Below are 12,915 nucleotides of genomic sequence, written 5' to 3'. Positions count from 1 at the left end.
GAGAACAAGATGGAGGGTTACATCATCCCGTTCATGTGCATGCCCGGCTCCATGCCGTCCATATGCATGCTCTTGTGTTTTGGATCATCAATCTTGCACTTGTGATCCTGAACTTCCTCACCGGATGCGCGGTCCAGAGCATGAGCGACATCGTCGAGAATGACGAAGCCACCATGATGGCCCGGTGTCACCACGATCGTATGATCGCCCATGTTCTCCGCACCAATCAGCCGGAAAGGCGACTGATCAAGGGTCTGCACCAGCTTGGCACGATACGGATGACCGTAAAGGGAGACCGGGGTCCAGTCCTCACCAATCATGTTCTTGTCAATTTCCCCACGGACATAGGGCGTCAGACAGTCAATATGAATGTGAAGTTGATCCTGCGTCCGGCCATCACGGGAATTGATAGCCAGCGAAAGATGATCGTCTGAAACGGGAAAACCATATCCCTCCGACACCCGGTGACGTTCGGCCCAGGCTTCAGAGAAATAGTTTGGCGTGTCAGTCTGAAGCAACGAAGGATCTTCGATGCCAGGCACTTTCCGTGTCGGGATGAGCAGATACTGACCATGCCCGGCCAGATCTTTCAGAAGAGCATAACCATCCTGCGGATCATATACTGCACACGGATGATGCTGGGCATCCTTCGCGCAACGGCTTCCGACAAGTTCCCACAACTTGTTACGGTCATGCCCAGGAACCTTGCCACAACCGACAAGGCCGGCACCAATCGTGAGGGCCGCACACAGTCCCAATGCAGCCTTAGTCCCGATCTTCATTCTCAAACTCATTCTTCCCTTACCTGAGCCTCAAGCTGCATGGCTGCGGCCAATCGTTCAAAGCGTCGACGGACTGCACTTCCTGCTGCACGGACACTCCGTGCACCGAGGATCAGCACAAGCTGAGGTTCTTCCACCAGCAGGCGGCATTCTTCCAGCAACACTTCTGTTCCCGCGCACAGCGTATAGGCCAGACGGAGTGCCAGACCCAGCTTCACAGCACGATCAATTTCAGAGCGGGACAGAAGGCGGCGCGAGGGCTCAATCAGTGGAGAGTCCATCGCCACTTCATAACGCACGGCCAGGGTCAGGCCGATAAATGCACGGGCCGTGTGTTCGAACCCCACGCCGTGACAATGCATCACACGCTGATAGGTCTGTTCAGCACGATATTCCGGATGATCGTAGGATCCGATATCCGAGAGGGTACAGGTCAGTTGACGCAGACGCTTCTGGGACGGTGTTTCACCCCGGAAAATCGGTGTCGTCCAATCCACGAGCGCCTTTGAGAGCGTTACGCTTCGCGCCAAACGGTCCGCCATTTCCTCCGCCAGCGTCGTCATGGGATCCTCCCCGGCGACAGAGGAGGCGACGTGCCGCATGTACCAGCCTTCTCGCAGGCCATCCACGCTGAACACCACTTTGGACGGGCGAACACGTTCCATCAGGCACTTGAGAACGACCGCGGCAAAAGGCGCATCACCCAACCGCTTGCGTGGGGCATTCGGCAGTTTTTCAAGAGTACGTTTTGAGGCGCCGATGACCCAATCCGACATCTCGCGTGCTTCACCCTCGGAAAGCGTGAAGAGATGGACAAGATTCAGAGGATACTGCGTCCGTGCAATCTGAAGACGTGCCAGAGCCCGGAACGCTCCGCCGACCAGATACAATGGGCGGCCACTCATACCCGGAAGCCAGTTGACTTCCTGAAGCATTTCAGAGGCAATCCGCTCAGCTTCCAGCAGAACACCCTTCGCCCGATCCTGAAGACGAATGACGCCAAGCTTGGTTGTCAGGGCTTCATAATATTGTCCGTCAGCAACATGGATGAGCTCCAGTGAGCCGCCGCCGATATCCGCGACCAGACCATTGGCTTCCGGCAGCCCACAGAGAACACCACGGGCCGCATAATCTGCTTCCTCAGTGCCTTCGAGCACACGGATAGCCACACCCGGCATTCTTGCACGGATGGCAGAAACGAAGTCAGGCCCGTTAGAGGCGTCACGCACAGCCGCTGTGGCCAGAACTTCGAAAGGTTCCGCTCCCATGGCCCGCGCGACGGTGTGGAACCGGCCCAACACGTCCATCGCCAGTGTAACGCCCTCGTCGTTCAGGCGACCCGTTGCATCCAGACCGCGCCCCAGCTTGAGTGTAACTTTCTCATTGAAGATGGGGAGCGGATTGCGCGCTACGCCTTCGAAGACCACGAGCCGAACGGAGTTGGACCCGAGATCGACGATGGCGGAGCGCTGTGCAGATGATGACATGAGGTTTCAGTCTTCCAGAATCCGGTCAGGCCGTTCGCGCGGGCGATGGGCCTCCGGAAGAGCTTTTTCCCGTGCGGCCGACCCACGGCCAGACAGGGAGGGATTGTTCATGAAGTACTCGTGTGCGGAGAACGGATGTGCACCAGGAGACACCCGATGCCAACGCCCGTCCTTGGAGAGCGTCCAGCTCTGAAGGTTGTCCTTGATATTCATGGTCATGATCTGGCCGAGAATCTGCGCGTGGACGGTTGGGTTGGTGATAGGCACCATTGCTTCTACCCGCCAATCCATGTTTCGCACCATCCAGTCCGCGGAAGAAATGAAAACTTTTGCCTTATGCGACGGCATCCGGTGCCCATTTCCAAACGCAAAGACACGCGCATGCTCCAGAAAACGGCCGACAATGGACTTGATGTCGATGTTGTCAGACAGCCCCGGCACACCCGGGCGAAGGCAACAGATGCCACGAATGATCCCAACGATCTTCACACCGGCCTGCGACGCTTCGTAAAGCAGGTCGATCAGTTCAGCATCGACCAGACTGTTCATTTTCAGCCAGATCCGGGCGGGACGCCCTGCCTTTGCATGAGCAATCTCGTCACGGATGAGCTGTTCAAGCGTGGAACGGATCGTCATGGGAGAGAAGGCTAACGCGTCCATTTTTTCCGGCGTGGCATAACCGGTCATGTAATTGAACAGCCGCGCAGAGTCTGACGCAAGTTTTGGATCGCAGGTGAAGAACGACAGATCCGTGTAAATCCGGGCGGTAATGGGATGATAGTTCCCGGTGCCGAAGTGGGCGTAAGACCGTAGTGTCCCGTTTTCACGACGCACCACAAGGCTCAGTTTCGCGTGCGTTTTCAGATGCGCAAACCCGAAGACAACCTGCACGCCCGCCGCTTCCAGCGCACGCGAAAGACGAATATTGGCTTCTTCGTCGAACCGGGCGCGCAACTCAACCATGGCCGTGACGGATTTTCCGGCTTCCGCCGCCTCGATCAGAGCATGAACGATCGGACTATCGCGTGAGGTCCGATACAGCGTCTGCTTAATGGCCAGCACATTCGGATCACGCGCAGCCTGCCGCAGGAACTGCACAACCACATCGAAGCTCTCGAACGGGTGGTGGACGACAATGTCCTTAGCCCGGATCGCTGCAAAGCAGTCTCCATCATAATCCAGAATGCGTTCCGGGAAGCGTGGGCTGTACGGTGGGAAAACCAGATCCGGGCGGTCATCCACAATCAACTGCTTCAGATCTACAACGCCCACAAAATTGGGCATGACCACGACATCTTCGTCACCAACACCCAGCTCTTCACCCATTTCGCGCCCGAGCGTTTCAGGGAGCTTGTGATCGAGAGCCAGATGAATACCGACGCCACGACGGCGCTGCTTGAGAGCCGTTTCATAAGAACGAACGAGATCTTCCGCCTCGTCCTCAAACTCGACGTCCGTATCACGGATAATCCGCAGGACACCGGCGGCACCAATCATGAGACCGGGGAATAGGCGATCCGCAAACAGGCTGATCAGGTCTTCAAGCAGGATGAAGCGGATTTCACCCGTAGCATCCTTGCCTTCACCAACCCGGGCCGGAAGGCGCAGGAAACGCGGCACCTGTGCTGGAAGCAGGATCAGCCCGTCCATGACGTGCTTGCCCGAGGCGGGGTCTTTGAGACGCATCACCAGCGCCAGCCCCATGTTCGGAATAAACGGCAGCGGATGAGACGGATCAACGGCCAGCGGCGTCAGAACCGGGAAAACACGCTCATCAAACAGGGCTGAGAGCTGTGCAAGATCCGTAGCGTCCAGGCTTTCGGTCGACAGGATGGAAATACCGGCCTCTTTCAGCTCACCTTCAAGCTGATGCCAGACCCGCTGCTGCTCTGCGAGAAGGAACCGGGCTTTCTGACGTACTGCCGAAAGCTGCTGAACAGGCGTCGCTCCATCCGGGCTGCGCACAACCATGCCTTCACGGACCTGCCCTACCAGCCCCGCAACACGGACCGAGTAGAACTCATCAAGGTTACTGGCGCTGATGGAGAGAAAACGGACACGCTCCAGAAGCGGATTGCGCGAACTTTCGGCTTCTTCAATGACGCGTTGATTAAAGTCGAGCCAGGAAAGCTCCCGGTTGATGAACCGCGCTGGGGATGTTGGCATGTCAGCATAGTCTTCAGCTGTCGGAACAACCATTCTGCGCCGCCGGGCCCGGGTTGCGGCTGGCGTCAGATTCCCCTCTCGCGGCTGGTTGCGCGAACGTCGACGGGGAGTTGGCTTATTATTTTCAGTCGTCACGATGGTCTCTTCCGGGAAGCTCGAACCAAAACCCGTTTAAGATCAAGGCTTGGGAGAAGTGTGTCAAACGTAGGTTTTATGTCATTCCTCTGACATATCAGGCATCAGAAGATCGGGAAGCATTTCTCGCGCAAGCGCCCGTGTAATTGCGGTTCCACGGGCGAGGGCCGCATCATCCAGCCGCTCAACCGCCGAAACCAGAGCATTTCCCGTGCGCGGCAGATGACGCCAAAGCCATTCCGTAACGGACTGCGAAACAACGAGCTGACGATCCGCCAGAAGAGAAAGTAGCAACGTTGCCCGCAGATCGTCCTCCGGCTCTCCCGTGGCCGTCGTTGCGGTCGCACGGAGCCGGCTTCCCAGATCTGGCAGGGAGACATGGCTGCGTGACGGTGGAAGGCGCCCAACCATCAACACCCGGTCCCCCTGCGTCAGCGCGTCATTCAGCAGGTGGAGCATGGTTGCCTCATCGCCCGGCGAATCGGCATTATCAATCGCAAGGTTTCCCCTTACGCGAATGCGCCCTCCGGAAGAGGCATGAGAAAACAGGCGCGCATCCAGAATGGTCGCATCATGCTCCTGCGCCCAGACAGATAACAGATGGGTTTTTCCCGTGCCCGCGGGCCCCCAGAGCCACAATCGGCCATCAGGCCACACTTTGCGTGAAAGCCACGCGCGCGCAGGCGCATTTGAAGGGCTCGTGATGAAGCGTTCAGCTGTCATCGCGGTCGGACGACGCAGAGGAAAGGCCATCTGAGGTCCGGCATCGCTTATGGCGTGCCCTTCCTGTCCGTCCTGTTTTGTCATCCCTCATCCCTTTTCATGCCGTTACGCCTTCAATTCAAGCGTTCCGCCCGCGTGCAGGATGCTCTAGAACGGCGTCACGTCAACCAGCGGGAAGCTTCATCATGACCGATCAGCCCGACACCTCCCAGGGCGCCAGCTATGCACAGGCTGGTGTAGACATTGCAGCAGGCGATGCCCTGGTCGATGCCATCAAGCCCGCAGCCAAAGCCACGAACCGTCCCGGCACAATGGGCGGACTGGGCGGCTTCGGTGCCCTGTTTGATCTGAAGGCTGCCGGTTTCACCGATCCGGTCCTTGTCAGTTGCACAGACGGCGTGGGCACGAAACTCATGGTCGCGATCGAAGCCGGCAAGCATGATGAGGTCGGTATTGATCTCGTGGCGATGTGCGTAAACGATCTGGTCGTTCAAGGCGCAACCCCGCTGTTCTTCCTAGACTATCTGGCGACCGGCAAGCTCTCCATTGAAGATGCCTCAACGGTCGTGAAGGGCATCGCCCATGCCTGCGCAGAATCCGGCTGTGCGTTGGTCGGTGGCGAAACTGCAGAAATGCCGGGCATGTATGCACCGGGGCATTATGATCTCGCCGGCTTCAGTGTCGGCGCGGCAGAACGCGGCGCTCTCCTTCCCGCGGGCATCCGCGAAGGCGACGCACTGATCGGGATGCCTTCCTCAGGCGTTCACTCGAATGGCTTTTCTCTGGTTCGGGAAGTTGTTCGCCGTTCAGGCCTCGGCTGGAATGATCCGGCTCCCTTCTCTGAAGGACACACACTCGCCGAAGCCCTGCTGACACCTACGAAGCTTTATGTTCGCAGCGTGCTGGATCTGCACGCCAAGGGCCTGCTCCATGGCTGCGCACATATTACCGGCGGCGGCCTGCCAGGTAATCTGCCGCGCGTCCTTCCGGAAGGTCTGGGTGTTCACATTGACGGTTCGTCGTGGGTCGTCCCTTCCGTATTCCGCTGGATGGCAGAAACCGGAAATGTTTCAGCTGATGAAATGCTCCGTGTCTTCAACTGTGGCATTGGCATGGTTCTCGTCACTCCTGAGCCAGAGCGCGTTCTGGCTGAACTGGAAGCCCGCGGAGAAAGCGCTTTCCAGATCGGTGAAGTTGTCCGCTCCGACGAGGCTTATGCCCTGACCGCACCGGTCTCCTTCGCATGATGCAGAAGACGCCCATCGCTGTGCTTATCAGCGGGCGGGGCAGCAACATGCGTGCACTAATCGAGGCCTGTGAAAGGCCGGATTTTCCGGCTCGGATCGTACTCGTGCTCAGTAACAAGCCGGATGCGGCTGGTCTGGAGGTCGCCCGCGCGGCCGGTCTTCAGACGGCAGCCATTGACCACAAGGCGTTTGGGAAAGACCGTGAAGCTCACGAACGCAAGGTGGATGCCGCCATCCGCGCTTCCGGAGCCCAACTCGTCTGCCTTGCCGGATATATGCGTGTCCTGACGCCTTATCTCGTCAACGCCTGGGATGGCCGGATGCTCAACATCCACCCTAGTCTGTTGCCAGCATTTCCAGGACTGCACACGCATGAGGCTGCCATTGCTGCCGGCGCAACCGAACACGGTTGTACTGTCCACCTCGTAACTGCGGGGGTGGATGAAGGGCCTATTCTTGGGCAAGCGCGTGTGCCGGTTCTGAAGAGTGACACACCCGACGCACTTGCTGCACGCGTACTGGAACAGGAACATGCCCTGTATCCTTCGGTTCTTCAGAACTATATCAACAGACAGTAAACAGACGGCGGGATGAACGGAAATTTCTTCTTTCATCCCGCTCCTCATTTTATCTGGGCACTGTGTACTAAAGACACCTCTCAGTTAAATGCCCTGCCGATAATGACCGCAAAAACGCTGAGCACTTCCAAAACTCAGTTTTATAATTTTCGGATTGCCTTACTCTGAGTGGGTGCATATGAGCCCGGATGGCAGTCGGTCATGTGCCCCAACAAGGAAATAAGCACTGATATGAAGTCCGTTTCGTCATTTTTTGCGTTCTGCAAAACAAACCTGCGGCTTCTTGAACTCGCTTATCTTCTCGCAATTGCTGTTATCGGCGTTTTTCTTGTGTACCGCGTCACGCCTGTTAGCGGCGTAGATGAAGAATTCCATTTTTACCGCGCGCAACAGATCGCTCAGGGAAATCTTCTGGCACAGCGTTATTCGGGGCATATGTTCGGGGGTGGGCTCGACACCAGTATGCTGACCTGGGTGCGCTATTTCAATTCAAACCGGGACCAGCATAAGCCTTCTGACAGCACTGTCGCTGCGCAGATCGCAAAGGATCTGGAGAACTCCAAAAGAGACCGGGAAGTCGTTCATTTCCCTTCGACCGCTTCATATTCCCCACTGATGTATATTCCCTCAGCAGCAGCTATGATGATCGCCAATGCCGGACATGGCGACGTGGACACAAGATATTACGCTGGTCGTTTAGGGAACCTGTTTGGATACATCGGGATGCTCGCACTCGTCCTTGCGGTGCTGCCCATAGGGCGACTGGCCGTCCTTGCCCTGATGACCACGCCAACAAGCCTCCATCTGGCGACAACATATAGCGCCGATCCTGTCACCAATCTGGGATCAATGCTGTTCCTCGCCTGCTGCCTACGGGCCCGGATGGCCCCTCCCGAAGACCGGAAAATCTGGATCCGACTGATTATCGCCCTGGCCGCTCCATTGGGGCTTTTCAAATTAACCTGCAGCTTTCTAAGTCTCGGCTGCTTTCTTGTGCCGACGAACTCCTTTCCGACCCAGAGAAAATATATCCAATTCTGTATAACGGTCGTCGGATTGAGCCTTGTCTCCGCCGTTGTCTGGAACGGAATTTACCCATTCACGCCTGCGCATTACTGGAACACGGGAGGAGATCCTAAAGTCCAGATCCTGACCATGCTGAAGCACCCATGGTCTTTTGTTCGGGAAATCGCTGAAACCTACCGTGTTGGCTCGCACTGGTGGTGGGAGGACGCATGGGGACGTTTTGGCGGCGGTCCAGTGCCACTTTTCTTCAAGATTGGCGAAGGCACTGGGTATCTAGCTATAGCTCTGATTGTTCTAATGGCTCTCGCTGACAGACGGCCCATTGCTAGTCCACGATCCGGAGCAATCCTGATTGCGCTTGGTGCGCTTTATTCGCTCTTAACTCTTCTGGCATTCTACGTTGGCTTCTCTCACCTTGGAGAAGACACTGTCAGCGGCCTTCAGGGACGTTATTTTTATATAAGCTGTGCTGCTATTCTAAGTGGCGTTCTGTTGTTCCTGCCGCGCCAAAACAAGACGTATCAAACGGTCTGTGCGGGCCTTTTAGGCGCCTATTTCGTTTGCGTTGCGCATGTCTGCATTGAAGCAACCGGCATTTATGCGCGTCTTTGGAATTAACGCATAAAGACCCAAGGGGTCGGCTACCTCTTTCGCAGCAACCGCCCCCTCACTCTTAAATGGTCACGGCAATTACCAATACCGTGCCAGTATCGTCTGAACGATAGCGCCAAATCCTACCCATAGCCCCACCGTAAGAAGCCCGATTTCAACGGCCTTTGCTTTAGCAACGGATAGAAAATGGGGCGTTGATGCGAAAGGAAAGATCAGTACTGAGAAAATTGCAGCGGGGATATAATATCGCCCCTGAAGGCCGCCAATATAACTGTCACCGACGGGGGTCCATATAAGATAAAGAGAAAGACTAACAGCGCTGACAGTCCCAATGGACACACAAAGTATGAGCGCCTTTCTCACTAGCTCGTCTCTTCCAATTTTTCTTGTAAGGTACAGGCAAGAGAAAATACCTACGAGAATGAAAAACATGACTTCGAACTGGTAAAACCAGTCTGGAAGTCGTGCATCAAGCCATCCCAGAACACCGACAAACTGGCCCATCAAGGAATGAACAGAAACCCTGAATGTGTGCAGAAGTACCGCGACTGCTTTGAGCGGGTGAGAAAGAACGAAATGTAGCTGGCGCGCAGCATCAACGCCATCTGCGGAGCGAAAAGGGATTTTTGTGGAGCCAACGCCCATAACTGACCATGCCAGAGCAGCAAGTGCGGTAAACACACACGCACCCGCAGCCGAGCGCCAGGCCGCCCATGGAGCAATGATCAGCGGTAGAAACGCGATAAGAATATAAGGCGGCTTGGATGCAATAATGCATCCCATCAGAAGCGCGAGTGTCGGCCAGAACCATCTGTTCTTGCAGAAATCATCATTTAATCGCGTCATGAGAGCCGTACAGACTGCACAGGCTGCGATCAAAGGCCCATCCTGAGAGCAGGATGCGAACAACGACAGCGACATAGGCATTGAGAGAAATGCTGCAATAATCAGTCGTCCCTGACGGACAATCGCAAGGGCGAACATTCCGGCAAGTACGCAAAAGACGGCGCTGGACATGCGCGCCAGATAAAAAGACTTTAAAATATCTTCATGAAGTCTTTTGCCGACTTCAATCCCCACCACTGATGGAAAATAAAAGATCGGAGAATAGATCACCGTGTTTGGAAAGCCTGCTTCCCGCTTCGGACTTTTCCAGCTTAACGGTGCGCTGCCGAAGATACGGTTCCAGTCTACTTTCCGTTCATATCGACCTTTGAGATCATCATATCTGTAAGCGAATACAACGCTGTCTTCAGGAATGACACCACCGCTATCAGAGGCACTGAAACGATGGCCGATCAACTGTCCCTGAGAGATCTGTATGGCTCTTTGAAAATGATTTGGCTCATCGGCGACCTGTAATGGCGGGGTCGCGATCACCAGAAACATCAGGCAGGCAGAGACCAGAAGTCCCCAGACAATAGCCAGCGGATATTTGTAAAGGAAAGAAGTTGTAGCGTCGTTGCCCACAGATCGAACCATGCCTCTCTTCCATCATCATGCCGCAGAGTGGGCCTGGATGACAGCGGAACCGGGAACGTGTGAAGGCTGACCAGTCGGGGCGTTCAGATACCGTCCCAAATCATTGGAAATGGAGAGCCACAGAACCTGCGGCTCTCCATTGGCAGAACCCAGACCTTACGGCAGGATTTCTGTCTCAGCGAAGAAGAAAGCGATCTCGTTCTTCGCGTTCTCAAGGCTGTCAGAACCGTGCACGGAGTTTGCTTCGATGCTTTCAGCATAAAGCTTACGCACGGTGCCCTCAGCTGCATCAGCCGGGTTCGTTGCGCCCATGACTTCACGGTGCTTTGCAACAGCGTTCTCAGCCTGCAGAACCTGCACGACAACCGGCTCAGCGAGCATGGAGGACACGAGGCTGCCGTAGAACGGGCGCTCCTTGTGAACTGCGTAGAAAGCGCCAGCCTGCTTCTCGGTCAGCTGGATGCGCTTCTGAGCAACGATGCGCAGACCGGCTTCCTCGAACACGGCATTGATCTTGCCGGTCAGGTTACGCTTCGTGGCGTCGGGCTTGATGATTGAAAGCGTGCGCTCGAGAGCCATCTTTCTTCTCCTGTTGGACAAAGGGGTAAATCCCGCCGTTCCACTAGAGCAAATTCGTAGTTCCTGATAGGTCTGTCGCGGTTTTTTCACTCTTCCCGACTGATCGAGGCGCCCGTGAGCCTGCTCACCATCACTGACCTGACTCTCCGCATCGCCGGCCGTACCCTGCTGGATGGCGCATCGCTGACAGTCGACCCCGGTCGGAAAATTGGCCTCATCGGAAAAAATGGGGCTGGAAAATCAACACTTCTTGGCGCGATTGCAGGGGATATTGTCCCGGATGGGGGCACCATCACGCTTGCAAATCGGGCCACAATGGGCCGCGTAAAGCAAGAAACACCATCTGGTGACACCTCGCTGATCGACACCGTGCTGGAAGGCGACATCGAGCGCGCGGCTCTCCTTGCCGAAGCCGAGACGGCCACGGACCCTGCCCGTATCGCAGATGTGCATGAGCGCCTGATTGCTATTGACGCCTACACGGCCCCTGCCCGTGCCGGTGCCATCCTGTCGGGGCTGGGCTTCGATCAGGACGCGCAGCTTCGGTCGGTCTCGGACTTCTCAGGCGGCTGGAGAATGCGTGTCTCGCTGGCGACGGCCCTCTTCCTCAGCCCCGATCTCCTTCTGCTGGATGAGCCCACCAACCATCTTGATATCGAAGCCACCCTCTGGCTCGAATCCTGGCTCGCAAAATTCCCTGGTGCGGCTCTGATCGTCAGCCATGACCGATCACTTCTCGACAATACAGTCGATGCCATTGCTCATCTGGATCATCAGAAACTCAGCCTGACGCCCGGCGGCTACGACAACTTCGTGCGCATCCGGACAGAACAGGCCCTTCAGCAAAACCGTATGGCTGAGCGCATTGCAACACAGCGTGCGCATATGCAGTCCTTCGTCGATCGCTTCCGCGCGAAGGCCACGAAAGCCAAACAGGCTCAGGCCCGCCTGAAAGCGCTTGAGCGCCTTCCGCAGATTGATAGCGTGGTGGAAGACACGCCGACACGCTTTTCATTCCCGGAACCGCAGCCCCTTCCCCCACCGATGATCACCCTCGACAATGTCAGCCTTGGATATGACGGACGGGTGGTTCTCAAAGGGCTGAACCAGCGGCTCGATATGGAAGACCGAATCGCGCTTCTGGGCCAGAACGGGCGCGGCAAGTCCACATTCGCCAAGCTACTGGCAGGACGTCTTGATCCAATGGCGGGATCTTACAATCATTCGCCAAAGCTCAAGATCGGCTATTTTGCGCAGCATCAGGCCGATGAACTTGTCCTGTCTGAAACACCGATCGACCACATGGCCCGCGCCATGCCTGACGCGACGCCGGTTGCCGTACGCTCGCAGCTCGCGCGCTTCGGACTGGATGTTAATCGTGCTGAAACCCGTGTTTCAGAATTGTCCGGCGGGGAAAAAGCACGCCTTCTTCTCGCGCTCTCCACTCGTGACGCCCCGCATCTTCTCATCCTCGATGAGCCAACCAACCATCTTGATCTTGACGCACGCGATGCCCTGATCCGTGCCCTTTCCGAATTTGAGGGCGCGGTAATCCTCATCAGCCATGACAGCCATCTGGTGGAATCCGTGGCGGATCGGTTCTGGCTGGTTGAAGACGGGACCATTGCGCCGTTTGACGGCGACATGGCGGAATACAAGGCATGGCTGGTCGAACGTGCTCGCAAGGCCAGAGCGGAAAATACGGAGCGGAACAGAAACGCCAATCGCCCGGCCTCACAGGAAACGTCTCAGGCGACAGCTCCCCAGAAGAAAATTGACCGCAAGGAGCTCACACGAGCGCTAGCCCCGCTCCGCCGAAAAATTCGTGATGCTGAAGCGAAGCTGGCTCAGATCAATCGGGAAAAAGAGAAAATTGAGACCAAGCTTGCCGATCCGGAGCTCTATCAGTCAGGGAATCCCGGCGAAATCGCGTCTCTGAATGCTCATCTTTCTGCTCTGAATGCGACACAGGAGAAGACGGAAGAGCTCTGGCTCGAAGCACAGGCGGAACTTGAAGATGCTTCTGCCTAACCAGAGCCGAACTCAACTGTAGCGTGTGTACTCTCACGGATGTCAGCACTCCGTGAGAGTATCGTTA

General features: G+C 56.2%; 10 protein-coding genes. 4 read left to right on the top strand and 6 right to left on the bottom strand.

Annotation, left to right across the window (positions count from 1 at the left end; all coding sequences use genetic code 11):
- Positions 1-17: 17 nt before the first annotated feature.
- The 4 genes from KP707_RS03080 to KP707_RS03065 all read right to left on the bottom strand — a co-directional run bounded on the left by KP707_RS03080 (position 18) and on the right by KP707_RS03065 (position 5,377).
- Positions 18-782: a CDP-diacylglycerol diphosphatase gene (locus KP707_RS03080; RefSeq protein ID WP_099210322.1), complete on the bottom strand. Its 765-nt coding sequence runs from the start codon at positions 780-782 to the stop codon at positions 18-20.
- An 8-nt stretch (positions 783-790) separates the two neighbouring features.
- Positions 791-2,269, bottom strand: coding sequence for a Ppx/GppA family phosphatase (locus KP707_RS03075; protein WP_046899624.1), 1,479 nt, complete (start codon positions 2,267-2,269; stop codon positions 791-793).
- A 6-nt stretch (positions 2,270-2,275) separates the two neighbouring features.
- Positions 2,276-4,468 carry an RNA degradosome polyphosphate kinase gene (locus KP707_RS03070; RefSeq protein WP_211502098.1) on the bottom strand — a complete coding sequence of 731 codons (2,193 nt, stop codon included), beginning with the start codon at positions 4,466-4,468 and terminating at the stop codon, positions 2,276-2,278.
- Positions 4,469-4,651: 183 nt separating this feature from the next.
- The gene (locus tag KP707_RS03065; RefSeq protein WP_052750013.1) at positions 4,652-5,377 is read right to left on the bottom strand and encodes an HdaA/DnaA family protein; all 726 of its coding nucleotides are present in this window, start codon (positions 5,375-5,377) and stop codon (positions 4,652-4,654) included.
- 101 nt (positions 5,378-5,478) lie between these two features.
- On the opposite strand from KP707_RS03065, the gene purM reads away from it, so the two are divergent.
- The 3 genes from purM (at position 5,479) to KP707_RS03050 (ending at position 8,762) form a co-directional block, all read left to right on the top strand.
- Positions 5,479-6,540, top strand: coding sequence for a phosphoribosylformylglycinamidine cyclo-ligase (gene purM, locus KP707_RS03060; RefSeq protein ID WP_211502097.1), 1,062 nt, complete (start codon positions 5,479-5,481; stop codon positions 6,538-6,540).
- On the top strand, positions 6,537-7,118 hold the full coding sequence (gene purN, locus KP707_RS03055) for a phosphoribosylglycinamide formyltransferase (protein WP_211502096.1): 582 nt from the start codon (positions 6,537-6,539) through the stop codon (positions 7,116-7,118). Before purM ends, purN begins: the two co-directional genes overlap by 4 nt.
- A gap of 231 nt (positions 7,119-7,349) precedes the next feature.
- Positions 7,350-8,762: a DUF2142 domain-containing protein gene (locus KP707_RS03050; RefSeq protein WP_211502095.1), complete on the top strand. Its 1,413-nt coding sequence runs from the start codon at positions 7,350-7,352 to the stop codon at positions 8,760-8,762.
- Between the two features lie 72 nt (positions 8,763-8,834).
- On the opposite strand, the gene KP707_RS03045 is transcribed toward KP707_RS03050, so the two are convergent.
- Positions 8,835-10,238 carry a DUF2142 domain-containing protein gene (locus tag KP707_RS03045; protein ID WP_211502094.1) on the bottom strand — a complete coding sequence of 468 codons (1,404 nt, stop codon included), beginning with the start codon at positions 10,236-10,238 and terminating at the stop codon, positions 8,835-8,837.
- Between the two features lie 156 nt (positions 10,239-10,394).
- Entirely contained in the window at positions 10,395-10,817 is a 423-nt protein-coding gene (ndk, locus tag KP707_RS03040) for a nucleoside-diphosphate kinase (RefSeq protein ID WP_046899630.1), read from the bottom strand.
- 114 nt (positions 10,818-10,931) lie between these two features.
- Here ndk and KP707_RS03035 point away from each other — a divergent pair, with 114 nt between their 5' ends.
- On the top strand, positions 10,932-12,848 hold the full coding sequence (locus KP707_RS03035) for an ABC-F family ATP-binding cassette domain-containing protein (protein ID WP_211502093.1): 1,917 nt from the start codon (positions 10,932-10,934) through the stop codon (positions 12,846-12,848).
- Positions 12,849-12,915 lie beyond the last annotated feature (67 nt).

The sequence above is a fragment of the Gluconobacter sp. P5E10 genome (genome assembly GCF_018812145.1).
Lineage (GTDB): Bacteria > Pseudomonadota > Alphaproteobacteria > Acetobacterales > Acetobacteraceae > Gluconobacter > Gluconobacter cerinus.
The sequence above is the reverse complement of the archived record's forward strand: the minus strand, read 5'-3'. Positions and strand labels throughout refer to the sequence as shown.